This window comes from Salinisphaera aquimarina, assembly GCF_042643355.1.
Lineage (GTDB): Bacteria > Pseudomonadota > Gammaproteobacteria > Nevskiales > Salinisphaeraceae > Salinisphaera > Salinisphaera aquimarina.
Genome location: NZ_JBHRSS010000001.1, coordinates 322423 through 342160 on the forward strand (window position 1 = coordinate 322423; position 19738 = coordinate 342160).

The 19738-nt window shown below is 64.6% G+C and carries 21 protein-coding genes; 7 read left to right on the forward strand and 14 right to left on the reverse strand.

The features are described 5' to 3' along the window. Positions 1-22: 22 nt before the first annotated feature. The 4 genes from ACFOSU_RS01470 to ACFOSU_RS01485 all read right to left on the reverse strand — a co-directional run bounded on the left by ACFOSU_RS01470 (position 23) and on the right by ACFOSU_RS01485 (position 5474). Positions 23-2539, reverse strand: coding sequence for a DNA topoisomerase I (locus tag ACFOSU_RS01470; RefSeq protein WP_380685729.1), 2517 nt, complete (start codon positions 2537-2539; stop codon positions 23-25). Between the two features lie 156 nt (positions 2540-2695). Further along, positions 2696-3166: a DUF494 family protein gene (locus tag ACFOSU_RS01475; protein ID WP_380685731.1), complete on the reverse strand. Its 471-nt coding sequence runs from the start codon at positions 3164-3166 to the stop codon at positions 2696-2698. A 59-nt stretch (positions 3167-3225) separates the two neighbouring features. Beyond that, positions 3226-4341, reverse strand: a complete 1116-nt coding sequence (gene dprA, locus ACFOSU_RS01480; protein WP_380685733.1) for a DNA-processing protein DprA — start codon at positions 4339-4341, stop codon at positions 3226-3228. 44 nt (positions 4342-4385) lie between these two features. Beyond that, complete coding sequence (locus ACFOSU_RS01485; RefSeq protein WP_380685736.1) at positions 4386-5474, reverse strand: LysM peptidoglycan-binding domain-containing protein; 1089 nt, start codon at positions 5472-5474, stop codon at positions 4386-4388. A 182-nt stretch (positions 5475-5656) separates the two neighbouring features. Between ACFOSU_RS01485 and def the strand changes: the two genes are divergently transcribed. The 4 genes from def (at position 5657) to ACFOSU_RS01505 (ending at position 9174) form a co-directional block, all read left to right on the forward strand. Next, a complete protein-coding gene (def, locus tag ACFOSU_RS01490; protein WP_380685738.1) occupies positions 5657-6175 on the forward strand; it encodes a peptide deformylase in 519 nt (172 codons plus the stop codon). Continuing rightward, entirely contained in the window at positions 6172-7095 is a 924-nt protein-coding gene (gene fmt, locus ACFOSU_RS01495; RefSeq protein WP_380685741.1) for a methionyl-tRNA formyltransferase, read from the forward strand. The genes def and fmt overlap by 4 nt, the downstream gene beginning before the upstream one ends. Positions 7096-7182: 87 nt before the next feature. Beyond that, positions 7183-8505, forward strand: coding sequence for a 16S rRNA (cytosine(967)-C(5))-methyltransferase RsmB (rsmB, locus tag ACFOSU_RS01500; protein ID WP_380685744.1), 1323 nt, complete (start codon positions 7183-7185; stop codon positions 8503-8505). Between the two features lie 102 nt (positions 8506-8607). Next, complete coding sequence (locus ACFOSU_RS01505) at positions 8608-9174, forward strand: type 1 glutamine amidotransferase domain-containing protein (RefSeq protein WP_380685746.1); 567 nt, start codon at positions 8608-8610, stop codon at positions 9172-9174. Positions 9175-9863: 689 nt separating this feature from the next. On the opposite strand, the gene ACFOSU_RS01510 is transcribed toward ACFOSU_RS01505, so the two are convergent. From ACFOSU_RS01510 to trkA, 10 genes are all read right to left on the reverse strand, one after another. After that, positions 9864-10574, reverse strand: a complete 711-nt coding sequence (locus ACFOSU_RS01510) for an SIMPL domain-containing protein (protein ID WP_380685748.1) — start codon at positions 10572-10574, stop codon at positions 9864-9866. A 35-nt stretch (positions 10575-10609) separates the two neighbouring features. Then, positions 10610-11395, reverse strand: a complete 786-nt coding sequence (gene hisF, locus ACFOSU_RS01515) for an imidazole glycerol phosphate synthase subunit HisF (protein WP_380685750.1) — start codon at positions 11393-11395, stop codon at positions 10610-10612. Next, the gene (hisA, locus tag ACFOSU_RS01520) at positions 11396-12139 is read right to left on the reverse strand and encodes a 1-(5-phosphoribosyl)-5-[(5-phosphoribosylamino)methylideneamino]imidazole-4-carboxamide isomerase (RefSeq protein ID WP_380685752.1); all 744 of its coding nucleotides are present in this window, start codon (positions 12137-12139) and stop codon (positions 11396-11398) included. A 70-nt stretch (positions 12140-12209) separates the two neighbouring features. Continuing rightward, positions 12210-12854 carry an imidazole glycerol phosphate synthase subunit HisH gene (gene hisH, locus ACFOSU_RS01525; RefSeq protein WP_380685754.1) on the reverse strand — a complete coding sequence of 215 codons (645 nt, stop codon included), beginning with the start codon at positions 12852-12854 and terminating at the stop codon, positions 12210-12212. Positions 12855-13043: 189 nt separating this feature from the next. Then, a complete protein-coding gene (gene hisB / locus ACFOSU_RS01530; protein WP_380685756.1) occupies positions 13044-13637 on the reverse strand; it encodes an imidazoleglycerol-phosphate dehydratase HisB in 594 nt (197 codons plus the stop codon). Between the two features lie 106 nt (positions 13638-13743). Then, a complete protein-coding gene (gene dtd, locus ACFOSU_RS01535) occupies positions 13744-14181 on the reverse strand; it encodes a D-aminoacyl-tRNA deacylase (RefSeq protein ID WP_380685758.1) in 438 nt (145 codons plus the stop codon). A gap of 12 nt (positions 14182-14193) precedes the next feature. After that, complete coding sequence (locus tag ACFOSU_RS01540; protein ID WP_380685760.1) at positions 14194-15150, reverse strand: homoserine kinase; 957 nt, start codon at positions 15148-15150, stop codon at positions 14194-14196. Next, on the reverse strand, positions 15150-15494 hold the full coding sequence (locus ACFOSU_RS01545) for a tetratricopeptide repeat protein (RefSeq protein ID WP_380685763.1): 345 nt from the start codon (positions 15492-15494) through the stop codon (positions 15150-15152). The genes ACFOSU_RS01540 and ACFOSU_RS01545 overlap by 1 nt, the downstream gene beginning before the upstream one ends. Positions 15495-15522: 28 nt before the next feature. Further along, complete coding sequence (locus ACFOSU_RS01550; protein ID WP_380685765.1) at positions 15523-16992, reverse strand: TrkH family potassium uptake protein; 1470 nt, start codon at positions 16990-16992, stop codon at positions 15523-15525. A gap of 36 nt (positions 16993-17028) precedes the next feature. Next, positions 17029-18408 carry a Trk system potassium transporter TrkA gene (gene trkA / locus ACFOSU_RS01555; protein WP_380685768.1) on the reverse strand — a complete coding sequence of 460 codons (1380 nt, stop codon included), beginning with the start codon at positions 18406-18408 and terminating at the stop codon, positions 17029-17031. A 224-nt stretch (positions 18409-18632) separates the two neighbouring features. On the opposite strand from trkA, the gene hisI reads away from it, so the two are divergent. The 3 genes from hisI to tatA are packed head-to-tail and all read left to right on the forward strand — an operon-like array spanning position 18633 to position 19738. Then, complete coding sequence (gene hisI, locus ACFOSU_RS01560; RefSeq protein WP_380685770.1) at positions 18633-19064, forward strand: phosphoribosyl-AMP cyclohydrolase; 432 nt, start codon at positions 18633-18635, stop codon at positions 19062-19064. After that, positions 19057-19380 (forward strand): phosphoribosyl-ATP diphosphatase, encoded by a 324-nt coding sequence (locus ACFOSU_RS01565; protein ID WP_380685772.1) that lies wholly within the window; start codon positions 19057-19059, stop codon positions 19378-19380. The genes hisI and ACFOSU_RS01565 overlap by 8 nt, the downstream gene beginning before the upstream one ends. Before the next feature lie 52 nt (positions 19381-19432). After that, a complete protein-coding gene (gene tatA, locus ACFOSU_RS01570) occupies positions 19433-19738 on the forward strand; it encodes a Sec-independent protein translocase subunit TatA (RefSeq protein ID WP_380686440.1) in 306 nt (101 codons plus the stop codon).

Sequence of the window (19738 nt, forward strand, 5' to 3'; positions counted from 1 at the left end):
AACGAAAAGCGCAGCGTACGCGTCAGGCGCCGGTGCCGCCCGATGTCTTGCCGGCCGGTGATTTAGCCGCCGGTTTCTTGGCCGTCGTCTTCTTGGCGGCCGTGGCTTTCTTGGCCGCCGGCTTGGCCGTGGTCTTGCTCTTGGTCGCGGTCTTTGCCTTGGCCGGCGTGCTCTTGGCGGTCGTCTTCTTGGCCGAGGCCGCCTTGCTGGTCTTCTCGGCCGGCTTCTTGGCCGCGCCCTTGCGGCCGCGCTTCTTCTTCTCCGGCGCCTTGGCGATGATCTCTTGGCATTGTTCCAGGGTCAGATCCGCCGGCTCCTGATCCTTGGGCACGCTGGCGTTCTTCTTGCCGTCGGTAATATAGACGCCGAACGGGCCGTGCTGGACCTTGATGCCCTCGGCCTCGAAGTGCTTGATCAGCTTCTTGGCGTCTTCTTCCTTCTTGGCGGCGACCACTTCCTTGGCGCGATCCGGAGTGATCGTGTACGGGTCGTCTTCCTTGAGCGAAGCGAACTTCTTGCCGTAGCGCACATAGGGACCGAAGCGACCGATATTGGCGACCATCGGCTCGCCTTCGGCGGTTTCGCCCAGATCGCGCGGCAGGTTGAACAGATACAGCGCCTCGTCGAGGGTGATCTTGTCCATGTCCTGGCCCTTGCGCAGGCCGGCAAACTTGGGTTTTTCCTCGTCGTCCTTGGTGCCGATCTGCACGAACGGCCCGAATCGGCCGATGCGCACGATCACCGGCTTGCCGGAGTCCGGGTCGGTGCCCAGTTCGCGCGCCTGGGCAACTTCCTCGCGGGACAGATCCTGCTTGGATTCGACCTGCTCGGAGAAGCGATCCCAGAACTCGCGCAGCAGCGGTTGCCACTGTTCTTCACCGCGCGAGACCGCATCGAGACGGTCCTCGAGCTTGGCGGTGAACTCGTAGTCCACATAGCGGGTGAAGTGATCGGTCAGGAACTTGTTGACGATCTTGCCCAGCGGCGTCGGCATGAAGGCCTTGCCGTCCATCTCCACGTATTCGCGATCCTGCAGCGTGGAGATGATGGAGGCATAGGTCGACGGCCGGCCGATGTCGTATTCCTCGAGTGTCTTGACCAGCGCGGCTTCGGTGAAGCGCGGCGGCGGTTCGGTGAAATGCTGGGTCGGCACGATCTCGGCGAGCTTGAGCGTCTCGCCTTCCTCGAGATGCGGCAGGCGCTTGTCGGAATCGTCGTCGCCGGGCTCGTCCTTGCCTTCCTTGTAGACGGCCAGGAAACCGGGCTCGCGCAGGGTGCGACCGGAGGCGCGGAATAGATGGCTGTCGTCGTCGCGGGTTGCCAGATCGGCGGCCACCGTATCGAACAGGGCGTGCACCATCTGGCTGGCAACCGTGCGCTGCCAGATCAGCTCGTAAAGACGCGCCTGATCGCTGGTGAGATTCGCCTTGATCTCGTCCGGGATGCGCGTACTGGTGGTCGGCCGGATTGCCTCATGGGCTTCCTGCGCGTTCTTGGATTTGGTCTTGAAGCTGCGCGGGCTGTCCGGCAGATTCTTGTTGCCGTAGCGCGAGCCGATCATGGCGCGCATCTCGACGATGGCGTCGGCCGACAGATTGACCGAGTCGGTTCGCATGTAGGTGATCAGACCCGCGGCTTCCTCGCCGTTGATCGATACGCCTTCGTACAGGCTCTGCGCGGTGCGCATGGTGCGCTTGGCGGTAAAGCCCAGCTTGCGTGCGGCTTCCTGCTGCAGGGTCGAGGTCGTGAACGGCGGCGCCGGGTTGCGCTTGCGTTCCTTGCGATCGACCTTGACCACGCGCAGTTCGCCGTTGGCGGCTTTCGTCAGTGTCTCGAACGCGGCGTCGGCGCTGCCCTGATTGTTGACCGTGAACTGGCCGACCTTCTCGCCGCCGAGCTGATACAGGCGCGCGGTGAACGCGGCCGCTTCCTTTTCGACCTGTGCCTCGATCTTCCAGTATTCCTCGGGCACGAACGCTTCGATTTCGGCGTCGCGCTCGCAGATCAGGCGCAGGGCCGGCGATTGCACACGGCCGGCGGACAGGCCGCGCTGGACCTTGCGCCATAGCAGCGGCGACAGGTTGAAGCCGACCAGATAATCCAGTGCCCGGCGTGCCTGCTGGGCGTTGACCAGGTCGTTGGAGAGCTCGCGCGGGTTGGCCACCGCGTGGCCGACCGCTTTCTTGGTGATCTCGTGAAAGACCACGCGGGCGACATGCTTGTCGCCGATCAGGCCGCGCTCGCGCAGCAACTCGAGCAGATGCCAGGCAATGGCTTCGCCTTCCCGATCCGGGTCAGTCGCGAGCAGCAGCGCGTCCGACTTCTTCAGGCTGCGCACGATCTTCTCGACGTGCTTGGCGTTGCGGTCGATCACGTCGTAGCGCATCGCGAAGTCGTGCGCGGTGTCTACCGCGCCCTCCTTCGGGATCAGATCGCGCACGTGACCGTACGAGGCAAGAACCTCGTAGTCCTTGCCCAGATATTTTTCGATCGTCCGGGCTTTTGCCGGCGATTCTACAATGACGAGGTTGCGGCTCATCGACTCACGCTAATAGGAATGGAATGTCTTCGCCAAGGCTGGCGCGCTGCACACTAGCACAGCCTTTGAAGCATGCGCGAGCGCGCTGCGTCAACAGTTGCAGCTACAAATGACGCAGTGCATCACCGCCGGCCGTGCACCCGGCGCGGTCGGGTGTCAGTGACTGGCACCCGGTGTTTCGGCGTGGATCATGGCTTCCATGCGGGCATAGGCCTGATCCTGACCGGCCGAGGAGAGCACCATCATCACCACCCATTTGAGCTGCTCGATCTCGGCACCTTCGTAGGCATCTTCCGCAAGCGCCATGAGGCGGTCGATGACGATTTCGCGGGCCGTGGCCGAGAGCACACCCGACTGCTGCAGGCGTTCGAGAAAGCCACGGCACTCGGCGTCGAGTATGTGCATCTCGCGCTCGGAGTAGACCCGGATGGCATCTTCGCTGGGGCTGGACGCCAGCGCCTGGCCGGCGGGATCGGTGGCACGTATCCAGGCGAAGGCGTCGTCGATCTCGTCCGGGAAAAAGCCGGCATCGTCGAGATCGTCGCGCACGTTGGAGACATGCTCGGCATCGGCGAGCGTGAAGTTCTCGAACAGATACAGCAGGACGTCGAGCAGATTTTCGTTCATGAGCACAGGTCCGTCAGGTCGTCGGAACAGGCCTTGCGGGCGCGATATGCGGGCCGGCGTCAGGCGACTCTGGTATACGAGCCACCCGGGGTTGCTATCACCCGGCCTTCCAGCTCCAGAATAAGCAGCGTTGATGATACCGCATCCGCCGGCCACCCCGTTCGCGCGACCAGATCGTCGACCCGTGCGGGAGCATGGCCGATGGCTTCCAGCAGAGCCCGGTGCGCGTCGTCCTCGGCTGCGTTATCCGGTTGATTGTGCTGGTGATCGGCGGCTGCGGCCGGGCCGTCGACGGGGCGCCGGAAACCGTCCATCACGCCGGCGATGTCCTCGAGGATATGGGCGGTGGTCTCCACCAGTTTTGCGCCATCGCGGATCAATTGATGACAGCCGCGCGCCAGCGGATTATGGATCGAGCCGGGCAGGGCAAAGACATCGCGCCCGGCGGCGCTCGCCATGCGCGCGGTGATCAGCGAGCCCGAGGCACGCGCCGCCTCCACCACCAGAGTCGCCGAGCACAGGCCGGCGATGATGCGATTGCGGCTCGGGAAATTGCCCCGTGCCGGTTGCGTGCCCAGCGCGAACTCGGACAGCAACAGGCCCTGGTCGGCGATGCGCTCGGCCAGTTGCTTGTGCATGGCCGGATACACACGATCCAGGCCGGTGCCGCATACCGCGATCGTCATGCCGTTGGCGGCGAGTGCGCCCTCGTGGGCTGCGGCGTCGATGCCGCGGGCCAGGCCCGACACCACCACCAGGCCCGCGCTGGCCAGTGCGGCCCCGAATTCACGCGCCGACTCGAGGCCCGCCGGCGTGGGATTGCGGCTGCCGACGATGGCGATCGCGGGATAGTCCAGCAGATCGGTATCGCCCACCGCGTACAGCCAGGGCGGGGCGGGCGTGAGTTCCGAGAGCGGGCCCGGGTAGGCGGGATCGCCCGAGGTGATCAGGTGATGAGCGGGCTGCTCGAGCCAGCGCAGGGCTTCGTCGACGCGCGGATTGTCGGGTTCGGCCAGGGCCGCGCGCGCCGGCGCCGGTATCCCGAGTGCACGCCAGCCGGCGTCACCGGCCGCCAGCGCGGCCGGCGGCGTCCCATAGCGCTCGATCAGGCGCGTGCCGAGGGTCGTGCCGACGCCCGGCGCGCAGGCCAGCCGCAGCCAGTCCCGCTCGCTCATGCTCGACAGGTCCGTTGGTCTGGCGCCGGCATCGTCCGCCCGGGCTACGCCTGGGGCGAGCGCACGATGTCTTTCACGTGCACCGGACGCTGCGAGCGCATGATCAGGGCGAAGCTCACGCGTGCATCGGTCTTGAAGACCATCAATTCACCCGCCTGCAGAGGCGGCAACTGCACCTGCCCGCCCTTGACCGGGTCCAGCACCACGCGCCCGGCCTCGAATATATCGAGTACGTGGCCGCGTTCGATGCCGTCGTCGCGGCCCACGCTGAGGGTGACGATCTGGTACTGGCCGATTGACGAGACGCCATCGAACACCGAGATGATGCGTCCTTCGATGGGCGTGGCCGGCGCATGCGGGTAGAAGTCATGCACCAGATCCTGTTGTTCCAGTGGCAGGAGGCGATCGCCGACCAGGGCCTCGCGGAAGCTTTTGGTGATCAGGCCGGTGGAGACCTCGTCGAAGGTGTCGATATGCACGTCGCCGACCGGGACCGCTTCGCGCCCGAGAACCTCGCCGCTGACCGGGTCGGTATACGGGCCGGTATCGCGCACCAGGCTGTAATCGCTCGCGGCATCGCCGCGGGTGTCGGCGTCGCGGATATAAGCCGTGGTGCCCTTGCCGCCAACCAGATGTTCGTCGATGAACGACACCACATAGGGTGCGTCTTCCAGCGTCTTGGCGCTGACCAGGCGCGGGCCGTCGATAAACGCGCGGATCGCATCCAGGGGGATGGTCGCGATGGTGTCGATTTCCTGTTCGCGAATGCGTGGCGACAGCCGTACGCTGCGTCCGCGCTGCAGGCGCGGCTGACCAGCGCCGTTACGCGTGAGCACCAGCACTTCTCCGGGATAGATCAGATGCGGATTGGCGATATCCGGGTTGTCGTCCCACAGCTGCGGCCAGTACCAGGGATCGCGCAGATAGTAGCCGGCGATATCCCATAGCGTATCGCCCGGCTTGACCACGTAGCGCAGCGGCGCGTCGCTGCGCATGCGCGTATTCAGATCGCGGGCCTCGAGCTGCGGCGTGGGCCGTGTCGCCAGTGGCTGGGCGGCCGGCGCCGGCACCACCGGCTGCACCGTGGTCTCGGATGGCGTGCGCTGATGTGCGCAGCCGCCCAGTACCATCATCGAAGCGAGGGCCAGCGCAATCGCGCGGGGCCTCGGAAACCTTGTCAAACCGTTATACTCTCGCATCCAGGACGCGCCCCCATTGAATAGCCGACGTTCACTGCACAGCGTGCATGATTCGGCAGCCCCGCGCGCCCCTCACATGGCATGGCCACTTTTGCGACGCTGAAAAACGATAGAATATGGCGATTCTAGAGATTTTGCATTTCCCCGATCCGCGACTGCGTGAAATCACCCGTCCGGTAACCACCTTCGACGATACGCTGTCGGCGTTCATCGACGATATGTTCGAGACCATGTACGACGCCCCCGGCGTGGGTCTGGCCGCGACCCAGGTGGGCGACATGCGCCGGCTCGCGGTCATGGACTGCTCCGACGACAAGAGCGAGCGCGTCGTCATGTGCAACCCGGAAATCCTCTGGCAGGAAGATCCGGAAACCGTCGACGAAGGCTGCCTGTCGGTGCCCGAGCACTACGATCGGGTCACGCGCTATACGCGCCTGCGCTTTGCGGCCCAGGATCGCAACGGCGAGCGCTACGAGATGGATGCGCACGGCCTGATGGCCCAGTGTGTACAGCACGAGCTGGCCCACCTCGACGGCGGCCTGTATATCGACCAGCTGTCCCGTCTCAAGCGCGCGCGCATCCGCCGCAAGCTCGCCAAGGCGGCGCGCCAGAGCGCCAGCGAAACCGACGGATGAACATCGTATTCGCCGGTACCCCGGATTTCGCGCTGCCCTGTCTGGAAACCATTGCCGCCAGCGGGCACGGCCTGGCCGGCGTGCTCACCCAGCCGGACCGGCCTGCCGGGCGCGGTCGCAAACTCGCTGCCTCACCGATCAAGCAACGCGCGCTCGAACTGGGCGTGCCGGTACAACAGCCCGAATCGCTCAAGAACGACGCCGCATTTGATGCGCTGGCCGCGCTCGCCCCGGACCTGATCGTGGTGGTCGCCTACGGTCTGCTGCTGCCCAGGCGCGTACTGACGCTGCCGCCCCACGGCTGCATCAACGTCCACGCCTCGCTTTTGCCGCGCTGGCGCGGGGCGGCGCCGATTGCGCGCGCGATTCTTGCCGGCGACAGCGAGACCGGCGTGACGCTCATGCAGATGGCGGCCGGTCTGGATACCGGCCCGATGCTCGCGCGGCGCGCGGTGGCACTCGACAGCCGGACCACGGCCGGCGAACTGCACGACGAACTGGCCGCGCTTGGCGCGCGCGAACTGGCGACGTTGTTGCCGCGCATCGGCGCCGGCCTGGTGGCCGAACCCCAGGACGACGCCCAGGCGACCTATGCGCACCGCCTCGACAAGGCGGAAGCCGCGATCGACTGGCGCAACCCGGCCGAGAACATCGCCCGTGCCGTGCGCGCCTTCGCGCCCTGGCCGGTGGCCCATGCGCGGCTCGGCGATCAGATCGTACGCTTCTGGCGCGCCGAACCGGCCGCGGCCAAGACCCAGGCCGAGCCCGGCACCGTGATCGCTGCCAGCGCCGCCGGTATCGATATCGCCACCGGCGCCGGGGCGCTGCGAGTCAGGGAACTGCAGTTGCCGGGCAAGAAACGCATGGACGCCGCCGCGGCCGTCAACGGCCGCGACTGGCCGGGTCAGCGCTTTGAATAGAGGCGCGCGGCCGTATCGCCGCTGTTTGCCGAGGCGCTATTGTGGCGTCGGGTCCGATTTCACCGTACGCGTCTGTCCAGGAACATCATGACCAAGCCCACCGACAAAGCCACCACACCCGCCGGCGCGGGCGCCTCTCAGCGGGCCTGGGCCGCGCGCGCGGTGTCCGCGGTGCTCGACGACAAACGCAGTCTGGACGCAGCGCTCGCCGCGGTGCCGGCGTCGCTGCCCGGCGCCGACCGCGCGCTGGTGTCGGCACTCGCCTACGGCACGCTGCGTGAATATCGGCGCCTGGACGCGATCCTGGCGCCGCGCGTGTCGCGGGCGCCACAACCGCTGCTGAATGCGCTGCTGCTGGTCGGCCTGTATCAGCTCGAGTACATGCGCGTGCCGGCCCATGCGGCCGTGCATGCCACGGTGTCGGCCACCGGGGAACTCAAGCTGGACAAGGCGCGCGGCATGGTCAACGCCATTCTGCGCGGCCACCAGCGCGCCGGCGTGCCGAAGCTGTCCGAGGCGCCGGGCCTCGTCTATTCGCACCCCGACTGGCTGGTGGAAGCGATCCGGCGTGACTGGCCCGATCGCTGGGAAGATGTGCTCGCGGCCAACAACGCCCAGGCGCCGATGCATCTGCGCGTCAATCGCCGGGCCACGTCTCGCGACAGCTACCTGCTGCGACTCGGCGAGCACGAACTGGTCGGTACGCCGATGCCGTTCGACGCCACCGGCGTGACGCTGGCCGAGCCCGTCAGCGCCGCCGAATTGCCCGGCTTCGCCAGCGGCGAGGTCTCGATCCAGGACGGCGGCGCCCAACGCGCGGCCGGGCTGCTCGCGCCCGAGGACGGGCAGCGTGTGCTCGACGCCTGTGCGGCACCGGGCAACAAGAGCGCGCATCTGCTCGAGAGCGCCGATATCGACCTGCTGGCGCTGGACGTCGACGCGGCGCGTCTGGCCACGCTGGGTGAAACCCTGGAACGGCTGAATCTGAAAGCCACCGCCGTCGCCGCCGATGCCTGTGATCTGGACGCCTGGTGGGATGGTCGGCCCTTCGATCGTATTCTGCTGGATGCGCCCTGCAGCGGCACCGGCGTGATTCGCCGCCATCCGGATATCAAGTGGCTTCGCCGCGAAAGCGATATCGCCGCCGCGGTCCGCCGCCAGATTGCCCTGCTCAACGTGCTGTGGCGTGCGCTCGCGCCGGGCGGCCGGCTGGTCTATGCCACCTGCTCGCTGCTGCGCGCCGAAGGCGTCGATGTGGTGGCCGATTTCCTCGATCGTCGTCCGGATGCGCGTGAGCATGTGATGGACGTCGAGTGGGGCGAGGCCGAAGCGCATGGCCGACGTATCGCGCCGGGCGATCATGAATTCGACGGCTTCTATTACGCCGTGCTCGAACGTACCGCCGATTGACCGGGCGGCCGGGCCGGCGTCTCCGTACTAGCACGCATTTGAAAGCAGGGACGAGGGCCGCATCGTCCGTCGCATCAATAATTCATGCGCAACGGAGTAGTCATGTCCGACGAACTCAACGGCAAGAAAATCGCATTCCTCGCCACCGACGGTGTCGAGCAGATCGAACTCACCCAGCCCTGGAAAGAAATCAAGGCGGCCGGCGCCGAGGTCGAACTGGTTTCGCTGGCGTCCGGCGAGATCCAGGCCATGAACGGCGATATCAACAAGGGTGATACCTTCAAGGTCGACAAGACCGTAGACAGCGTGAAGGCCGAGGACTACAACGGCCTGGTGATCCCGGGTGGTGTAGCTAACCCGGATTCGATGCGAGTCAACGACAAGGCTGTGCAATTCGTGCGCGATTTCTTCGCCCAGCACAAGCCGGTGGCAGCGATCTGTCACGCGCCGTGGATGCTGGTCGAGGCCGACGTCGTCAACGGGCGCACCGTGACCTCATTTCCGTCGGTGAAGACCGACCTGGTCAACGCCGGTGCCAACTGGGTCGACCGTGAAGTCGTCTGCGACGAAGCGCTGGTCACCAGCCGCACGCCGGATGATCTGGATGCGTTCTGCGCCAAGGCGATCGAGGAATTCGCCGAAGGCAAGCACGCCGAACAGACGACCTGATCGAGTCGCTCGGTAGGGATCGAAAAAGCCCGGCCGTCGTGCCGGGCTTTTTTGTGCGTAATTGAAGGCGGTCTTGACTATGTAGCATGCACAGTTCGTTTGTTTTACTTCTTGCTGATCAGACGCGGGAGTGGAAACCGTTTCACGCAAAGGCGCCAAGACGCGAAGAAGACAAAAAAAACCGTGCTTCATTTCCACGCCTTGCCGGCTTTGCGTGAGGAATGCTTTCTTCTCGGGGTGCCGTCCGTTGCGCGGGGGCCGAAGCCTACTGAGTTTCGTACCTGATCAAGAAGGCGATGGTCCGCAGATCGACGCAGACGAACGCAGATATGAAGAAATGTCAGGGAAATATTGCAACTGATCGCAACGCCGCTGACATCCAAATCAGGCACTCAACCGACGTCACGCCAAGGAACTGATGCGGGTGTGAATACCTGCTATCTCACGCAAAAGCGCGAAGCCGCCAAGTGCATGCAAACGGCTGTGTATAGACAGCCGTTCCTGTTTAGTTTGCGCCTTGCCGGCTTTGCGTGAAACGATTGACGTCGCTAGCAGGGTTCAGCAAAAGCCGCCATCCAAGCAGCAGTCGGGTCTTAATCGCTACAGATCCCGTCTTTATCTGCGTCAATCTGCGTGCATCTGCGGACAGGCTTGCCGGGACTCATCTCGTGAGGCGAGTCCGAGTCCCGTCAGTCGTCCAGGGCGTAATCGATCGTGGTGACCACACGCACGCGCTTGATGTCGGGCGTATAGCTGTCCAGGTCCTGGATCGAGAAATAGCCCTGTGAGGCACTGCGGATCTGGCCGACCTCGCTGCCGGAATCTTCGGCGAACTGTTTCGCGGCGGCGCGGGCGTCGGCGGTGGCCTTGGCGATCATGTCCGGCTTGATCGATTCCAGGCCGGTGAACAGGAACTCGGTGCGGTAATTGTAGTTGGGCGAGAGCAGCACGCCGCGCGAAATCAACGCGCCGACCCGCGGCATGCTCTGCTTCACTGCCGCGATCTTGTCGGTACGTACCAGCATGGTGGCCTCGGCGGAATAGCGCGCATCCGGACGCTGGTTGCCGTAGCTGTTGGCGTACTGATCGGTCACCTGCGGTGAGGTGAGGGTGATCTCGTCGGCGGCGAAACCCGCGTCGCGCAGAAAGGCCCGAATGACGGCGGCCTGATCGTCGATCTTTTTCTGTACGCCGGTCAGATCATTGCCCGTGACCGTGAAATGCAGCGGCCAGAGCGCCAGATCGGCCTTGACTTCGCGTTCGGCCAGCCCCTTGACGGTGACGCTGCGATCGGCCGATTTCCAGCTGACCGCCGCGCTGTTGAGATAGCTGCCCCCGAGAACGAGACCAACCGCCAAGAACAGACCCAGAACCGCTGCCGCCAGCACGTTGTTATTCATGGTTCATGCCCGTTGTCAGCCGGCCGGCCGCTGCCTCAGCGGTAGATCGGGTCGCGTACGACCACGCCGCGCTCGGCGAGAAAGCCCTTGGCCTGCTGGATGGTGTAGGTGCCGAAATGAAAGATCGAAGCGGCCAGCACGGCATCGGCGCGGCCGAGTTCGAGGCCGTCGTGGAGATCTTCCAGGCTGCCGACGCCGCCGGAGGCGATCACCGGCACATCCACGGCTTCGGAGATCGCGCGCGTGAGCTTGAGATCGAAGCCGGATTTGGTGCCGTCCTTGTCCATGCTGGTGAGCAGCACTTCGCCGGCGCCAAGCGTGACCAGTTTCTGGGCCCACTCGATGGCATCGATGCCGGTGGACTTGCGTCCGCCGTGGGTGAATATCTCCCAGCGCGGCGGTTCGCCCTTGCGCGACACGCTCTTCGCGTCGAGCGCGACCACGATGCACTGCGAGCCGTAGCGGTAGGCGGCCTCGCGCACGAACTCGGGATTGGAGATGGCCGCGGTGTTGATCGAGACCTTGTCGGCGCCGGCCTGCAGCAGGCGGCGCACGTCGGGCAGGGTGCGCACACCGCCGCCCACGGTCAGCGGAATGAAGACTTCACCGGCGACCCGTTCGACCACGTCCATGAGCGTGCCGCGATCCTCGTGGCTGGCGCTGATATCCAGAAACACCAGTTCGTCGGCGCCCTGCTGGTCGTAGCGGCGCGCGATCTCGACCGGATCACCGGCGTCCTTGATCTCGAGGAATTTGACGCCCTTGACCACCCGGCCCTTGTCGATATCGAGACAGGGGATGATGCGCTTGGCCAGCGACACTTAGGTGCCCGCCCGGTCGTTGACCAGCTTGCGTGCGGCGGCGAAGTCGAGCGTGCCTTCATAGAGTGCGCGGCCGATCACGGCGCCGGCCACGCCGTCTTCCTCGGCGGCGAGCAGGGCTTCGATATCACTGATATCGGTGACACCGCCCGAGGCGATTACCGGAATGGTAAGCGCGGACGCCAACGCGCGGCTGGCGTCCACGTTGACGCCCTGCATCATGCCGTCGCGACTGATATCGGTGTGGATGATGGCGATGACGCCGTCTTCCTCGAACTGCTGGGCCAGGTCTTCGACGTTGTGATGGGACAGCTTGGACCAGCCGTCGGTCGCCACCTTGCCGTCGCGTGCATCCAGCCCGACGATGATGTGTCCGGGAAACTCGACGCCGACGTCGGCCACGAAATGCGGCTCGGACACCGCGCGGGTGCCGAGAATGACGTATTCCACGCCGCGCTCCAGATAGGTCTCGATCGCGCTCTCGTCGCGGATGCCGCCGCCGATCTGTACCGGAATACTGCCGGCCGCGGCCACGATCTCGCCGACGATGCGGGCGTTGACCGGATAGCCGGCCTTGGCGCCGTCCAGATCGACCACATGGATACGGTCCGCGCCTTCTTCGATCCAGCGCAGGGCGACGGCGACCGGGTCGTCGTCGAACACGGTCACGTTGTTGTCCATGTCGCCCTGGCGCAGGCGCACGCACTGGCCGTTCTTGATGTCTATGGCAGGTATGAGTAGCACGCGGGGAATCCTCGTCTACGACGTGGGTTGATGATGCAAGGAGGTGATGATCGCGGCTTTCGCAGCGCGTTCAGGCATGGCCATCCCATTCCAGGAAGTTGGCCAGCAACTGGAGACCGGCCGACTGGCTCTTCTCCGGATGAAACTGCACGGCAAACACATTCTCGCGCAGAATGACCGAGGCGAAGCGCACCCCGTATTCGGTGGTGCCGGCGATATGGCGTTCCTGCTCGGGCGATACATGATAGCTGTGCACGAAATAGAACCAGCTGGCCGGGGCGATATCCTTCCATAACGGATGATGCCGTTCCTGGCGCACCTGATTCCAGCCCATATGCGGAATCTTGCGGCGAACGCCGTCGGGCTGCTCGCCGGGCGGGGCAAAACGCACGGTGTCACCGGGGAATGCGCCCAGGCACGCCACGCCGCCGGATTCCTCGGAATGGGCCATGAGCGCCTCGATACCCAGACATACGCCCATGAGCGGTTTCTTGCCCAGCTGCGACTTGATCATGTCGTCGAGTTCGAGCCGATGCAGTTCTTCCATGCAATGGCCGATGGCGCCGACGCCGGGCAGCACGAGGCGGTCCATCTTGGCGAGCGCATCCGGGTCGAAGCTGACCTCGATCTGCTCGTCGGAGGCGACATAGCGCAGGGCCTTGGCAATCGAATGCAGATTGCCCATCCCGTAATCGATGATGCCAACGGTTGCCATAAATTACTCGAAGGAAGTCGGAGGGCTAGTGTCCTGTCCCGTAAGTTTCTTGCCATGTTCTGCGCGAGGTGTTGGCGTGTCCAGCAAGGCGCAACGGCGAGGCGTAGCACGGCTTACGGCGAGGTGTTGCAACGCCGCTGGACGCGTCAACAACCGTGCAGAAGGCAAGGTTATTTGCGGGGCAGGACACTACAGGCTGCCCTTGGTGGACGGCATGGCGTCGCCGGAGCGTTCGTCGCGGGAGACCGCCATGCGCAGCGCCCGGCCGAACGCCTTGAACAGCGTTTCGGCGACGTGATGGGCGTTGTGGCCCTTGAGTGCGTCCATATGCAGTGTAAGGGCCGCGGCACTGGCCACGCCCTGAAAGAACTCGCGCACGAGCTCCACATCGAAGCTGCCGATCTTCTCGCAGCTGAAGCTGGCGTCGAAGAACAGGCCCGGTCGGCCGGACAAGTCGATGACCACGCGCGACAAGGCTTCGTCCAGTGGCACATAGGCGTGCCCATAGCGAACGATGCCGCGCTTGTCGCCCGCGGCTTCGCGCAGCGCCTGGCCGATACAGATGCCGACGTCTTCCACGGTGTGGTGGTCGTCGATATGCAGGTCGCCGGTCGCGGCCACATCCAGATCGACCAGCCCGTGGCGGGCGATCTGATGCAGCATGTGGTCGAAGAAACCGACCCCGGTATTGGCGTTGAACGCACCGCTGCCGTCCAGGTCGAGCGTGACCTGGATATCGGTTTCTGCGGTCTGGCGTGCAATCGTGGCGCGTCGTGCCTTCATGTCGCTATAGCAAAGCTTTGGATCACCCCTGAGACGGCGGATAATACGCCCATTGCCAGGGCAACGCGACCCCGCCCAGGCGGCGGTGCGAATGGCTGTCGGCGACCTAGCTGGTCAGCCAGAAGGTGACCGGGCCATCGTTGACCAGCGCCACCTGCATGTCGGCGCCGAACAGCCCGTTTTCGACCGCCGCGTGCTGCTCGTGCAGCGCGTCGACGAAGCCGTTGAACAGCGGCAGGGCACGCGCCGGGGGGCAGGCCCCCGAAAACCCCGGCCGGTTGCCGCGGCGAGTGTCCGCGGCGAGCGTGAACTGGGGTACGGCGAGTATCGCGGCGCCGGTATCGCGCGCGCTCAGGTTCATGCGCTGCTCGGCGTCGGCGAATACGCGATAGTCGAGCACACGCTGGGCCAGGCGTCGTGCCTGCTTGTGTTCGTCGTCGGGAACGGCGGCCACCAGCACGAGCAGGCCGGCGCCGATTTCGGCATGAACCTGATCGTCGATGGTGACCGAGGCCCGGGTCACACGCTGTATGAGCGCAATCATCGACAGCCGGGGTCAATCGGTCGCGATCAGCGCCGGCGTCTGTTCGCGGTGGCGCCGCAGCAGTTGCTCGAACGGGCTCGGGTCGTGGACGTGGGTGACGTCGCCGTCCATGGGGAAGTGATAATCCACCAGCCGCGAGGCCCAGAAACGCAGTGCGGCTGCGCGCAGCATGGCCGGCCACGCGGCGTGCTCGGCGGCGGCGATCGAGCGCCGGCGCGCATAGGCATCGACGAACGCCTGCCATTGTTTCGGCAAGTGCCTGCCGTCGTCAGCGAACGCCCAGTCGTTGCAGATCACCGCGAGATCGAACAGCAGATAATCGTGACAGGCGTAGTAGAAATCGATGATGCCGCTCACCCGGCCGTCGTCGAACAGAACATTGTCGCGAAACATGTCGGCATGAATGACGGCCTTGGGCAGGCCGGCATAGCGTGCGTGCACGCACTCGTGCTGAAAGGCGATTTCGTCATCGAGCAGGGCCAGCGTCGGGGCGTCGAGTTTCGACGCCAGCTCGTCGCGTGCGTTGGCTATCCATTCCAGATTGCGCGGATTGGGCTGGATCTGGTCGAACGAGCGCACCGCACGATGCATTTCCGCAACCACGCCGCCGAGCGAGCCGCAGTGGCGTGCGGTGGGCGAGATGAGGCTGGCGCCGGACAGTCGATAGACCAGCGCCGCCGGGCGCCCCTGCACCCGGCTGAGAAAACCGCCGTCATTGCGTGCCACCGGATGCGCGCCGGGCACGCCGTGGCCGGCCAGATGATCCATCAGCTGCATGAAGAAAGGCAGCGACCCGTTGTCCACCTGCTCGAAAAGCGTGAGCACCCAGCGTCCCGACGTGGTGTCGACAAAGTAATTGGTGTTGGTGATGCCGGCCGCGATGCCCTTGTGGTCTTCCAGTTCGCCGATCGAATAATCGGCCAGCAGGGCGCGCAGGTCGTCCTCGTTGACACGGGTATAGACCGACATCAGCGAGGGGCTTGCTCGTCAGGGGTGTCGAGCCGTTTTCGTGCCCGCTTGGCGAACACCTGCATCTCGCGTGCTGCCTGATTGTCGCCCCGTGCCTCGGCCACGGTGATGCCGTGTTCGAGTACCTCGAGCGCGGCCGCCGGCGCGCCGCTGTCCAGCAGCGCCTTGCCGTAGAGTTTCCAGGCGGCCGAATAATCGGGATCGAAAGCCACGGCTTGGCCCAGATGTTCGGCAGCGGCCGCATGCTCGCCGTCCTTGTGCAGCAGTTCGCCGAGTGAGAAACGCAGCAGCGCGTTGTCCTGACCGGCCGCCAGCATGTCCTGGAGTCGCTCTTTCATTCCCATGGAGCGCAGTGTAACCGAGGCCGCGACATCACCGTCGCCAGAAGGCGGGAGAAAGAATCACGAGCAGCGTGAACACTTCCAGTCGGCCCAGGAGCATGGCCATGCACAGCACCCATTTGGCGATGGCGGGGATGCCGGCCATGTTCGATGACACTTCGCCCAGGCCTGGGCCGAGGTTGTTGATCGAGGCGGCAACGGCCGAAAACGCGGTGAGTTCGTTCAGGCCGGTGGCCAACAGGATCAGGAACATGACCACGAACACGGTGATATAGACCGCGAAGAAACCCCATACGGCCTGGATCACGCGATCAGGGATGACCTTGCCGCTGATCTTGATCGGAATCTCTGCGTTCGGATGGATCAGCCGGCTGATTTCGCGCATGCCCTGTTTGGACAACAGAATGAAGCGCACGACCTTCATGCCGCCGGTGGTGGAGCCGGCGCAGCCGCCCACGAAACTGCCCAGCAGCAGAAACATGGGCAGAAAACTCGGCCACAGCGAGTAGTCGGTGGTGGTGAAACCGGTCGTGGTGCCGATCGAGACCACCTGGAACATCGACTTGATGAACGCCGAAGGCAGCGATACATAAGTGCCCGCGACCATGAGCACGAGAGTGGCCAGCGCGGTCGCGCCCAGCACCATGATCAGAAACGTCCGGGTCTCGGCGTCCCGCCAGTAGGTCAACGGGTTGGCGCTGCGCCAGACCATGAAATGCATGGAGAAGCTGACCGAGCCGACGATCATGGCGATGATCGCGGCCAGTTCGATCACCGCGCTGTCATGGTGGCCCAGCGACAGGTCGTGGTTGGAAAAGCCGCCCGTGGCGATCGCCGAGAACGCATGGCTGATGGCATCGAAGCCGCTCATGCCGGCGATCCAGAATACCAGCGCGCAGAAGGCGGTGAGCGACAGATACAGATACCACAGCGCCTTGGCGGTCTCGCGGATACGCGGAGTGAGCTTGGAATCCTTGATCGGCCCCGGCGTTTCCGCGCGATAGAGCTGCATGCCGCCGACGCCGAGCATGGGCAGCACCGCGACCGCGAGCACGATGATGCCCATGCCGCCCATCCAGTGCAGCAACTGGCGCCAGAACAGCACCGCATGCGGGAGGGTGTCGAGGCCGGTGAGGATGGTCGCGCCGGTGGTGGTCAGCCCCGACACCGACTCGAACACCGCATCGGTGATGCCGATATCGGGCCGCGTTGCCAGATACAGCGGCACGGCGCCGAACAGGCTCAGCACCATCCAGAACAGCACCACCACCAGAAAGCCGTCGCGGATCTTGAGTTCGCGCCGTACGTGTCGCACCGGCAGCCAGAGCAGCACACCGGTGAACAGGGTGATCAGAAAGCCGACCCCGAACGCATCGGCCTCGCCGTCGCCGTAGGCCAGCCCGAGGATCATGGGCACCAGCATGCTGGTCGAAAAGATCATCAGCAGCAGGCCGAGTACGCGCTGCACGACCGCGAAGTAATAATTGAGCTGGAGCTTCATTGGCGCAGGGCTTTCAACGGAAGTCGCACGGGCCGGTCAGACGTAGGACACGCCGACCTGGAAGAGTTTCTCCACGTCGCCGGTGTACTTCTTGTCGATGATGAACAGCATCACGTGATCGCCCGATTCGATGACCGTATCGTGATGCGCGATGATCACCTCCTCACCGCGCGCGATCGCGCCGATGGTGCTGCCCGGCGGCAGCTTGATCTCGTCGATGCGCCGGCCGACCACGCGTGAATTGTCGCGCTCGCCGTGGGCGATGGCCTCGATCGCCTCGGCCGCGCCGCGGCGCAGGGTGTGTACGCGGACCACGTCGCCGCGGCGCACATGGGCGAGCAGGGCGGAGATGGTCGACTGCTTGGGCGAGATGGCGATATCGATCTGGGTGCCGGAGGATTCGATCAGATCCACATAGGCCAGCCGGTTGATCAGCGACATCGCCTTGCGCGCCCCCAGGCGCTTGGCGAGCATCGCCGAGAGGATGTTGGCTTCGTCGTCGTTGGTGATCGCGCAGAACACATCCACGTTTTCGATGTTCTCTTCGAGCAGCAGCGACTCGTTGGCGGCATCGCCCTTGAGCACGATCGAGCGATTCACCTTCTCGGAAAGCCAGCCGGCGCGGGCAGGGTTGTTCTCGATGATCTTGACCTGGCAGTGGTTCTCCAGCGCCAGGGCCAGCCGCAAGCCGATATTGCCGCCGCCGGCAAGCATGACGCGCTTGACCGGACGGTCGATCTTGCGCAGCTCGCCCATGACCTTCTTGATGTTGTGATGGGCGGCGACGAAGAACACTTCGTCGTCTGCCTCGATCACCGTATCGCCCTCGGGAATCATGGGCTTGCCGCGCCGATAGATCGCGACCACGCGGGTGTCGGCCTCCGGCAGATGCTCACGCAGCGTGCGCAATTCCTTGCCCACGAGCGGGCCGCCGTAATAGGCCTTGACGCCGACGACCTGTACCCGGCCCTCCGCGAAATCCACGACCTGAAGCGCGCCCGGATACTGCACCAGCCGCTTGATGTAGTCGGTGACCAGCTGTTCCGGGCTGATGCTCATGTCGATCGGGATCGCGTCCTGATGGAACAGCCGATTCTCGAGCAGATACTCCGAGGCACGGATACGCGCGATCTTGGTCGGCGTATGGAACAGCGTGTAGGCGATCTGGCAGGCCACCATGTTGACTTCGTCGGTGGCGGTAACTGCGATGATCATGTCGGCGTCGTTGGCGCCGGCGCTGCGCAGGATGTCCGGATGCGCGGCGTAGCCGTGCACCGCCCGGATATCCAGCCGGTCCTGCAGGGGCCGCAGCAGCGATTCGTCGGTGTCCACGACGGTGACGTCGTTGGCCTCGTGGGCGAGGTTCTCGGCGAGCGTGGCGCCCACCTCGCCGGCCCCCAGAATAATGATTTTCATGCGCGCTAGTGTAGTGCATTGCAAGCGAAAAACCTGTCAGAGCATGCCAGAAGCGCCGGCCCTGTGTTGTCGGTCCAGCGCCGGCAATCATTCATGCTCGCGCCATGAGCTTGGATTCGAGGCGCCCGTCGCGCTGCTGCCCGCCTGCAACTCGTGCCCGGCGCCTGGGTTCAATGCCGGGTTGCGCGTACCATGGGAATCCGCATACCCGCAGACAGACAACCGTGAGCGAAGACCTCCCCGACAATGGCGCCGACGCGCCGCAGGCCGACTGGCTTGATCACGTGGCATGGAACGCCCAGGGGCTGGCCCCGGCCATCACCCAGTCGGTCGACAGCGAGCGTGTGCTCACCCTGGCCTGGATGAACCGCGAATCACTGGCTGCGACCCTGGAGAGCGGCTATGCAACCTATTGGTCACGTTCGCGTGCCAAGCTCTGGCGCAAGGGAGAAACTTCGGGCAATCTGCAGCGCGTCGTCGAGGTCCGGCTGGACTGCGACAACGATGCACTGCTGCTGCGCGTCGAGCAGATCGGCGGCGTGGCGTGCCATACCGGAAGAGAATCCTGTTTTTTCCAGGTCTACGACAACGGCCGCTGGGTCACCGGCGATCCGGTGATCATGGATCCCGAGCAAATGTACGGTCTGCATGAGTAACAGTGATATTTTCGCGGCGCTCGACGATGCATTGGCACAGCGTCGGGACGCCGATCCCTCGAAAAGCTATACCGCCGCGCTGTATGCCGGCGGCACCGCGGCGATCACGGCCAAGATTTCCGAGGAGGCCGGCGAGGTGGTCGAGGCGGCTGGCGAAGCCGATGACGAGCACCTGGTTCACGAGGTCGCTGACCTGTGGTTTCACTGTATGGTGCTATTGCAGTCCCGTGGGCTCGACGTTCACGCCGTTCAGCGGGAACTGGGCCGGCGTTTCGGCGTATCCGGTATTGAAGAGAAAGCGGCGCGCGTAAAATAGAACGTGATGCGGTGAGTTTCGCGGTTGTTAACAGGTCCTAGACGACGAGGTAATCATGATTGGTGGTATCAGCATCTGGCAGCTTTTGATTCTTCTGGTGATCGTGGTGCTGGTGTTCGGCACCAAGCGCCTGCGTAATCTCGGCGGTGATCTGGGCTCGGCGCTCAAGGATTTCCGGGGCGCCATGAAAGACAGCGAAAGCGACGAAGACACGAACCCCACGACCCAGGATGCGCGCAAGCGTCCCGAGGATCCGCAGATCGTCGACGAACTCGGCAAGACCAAGCCCAACACCGGGCCGGCGGAAGAGGCGCGCCAGCGTAATGCCAAGCGTCAGGAGAGCGAGCATCAGGACTAG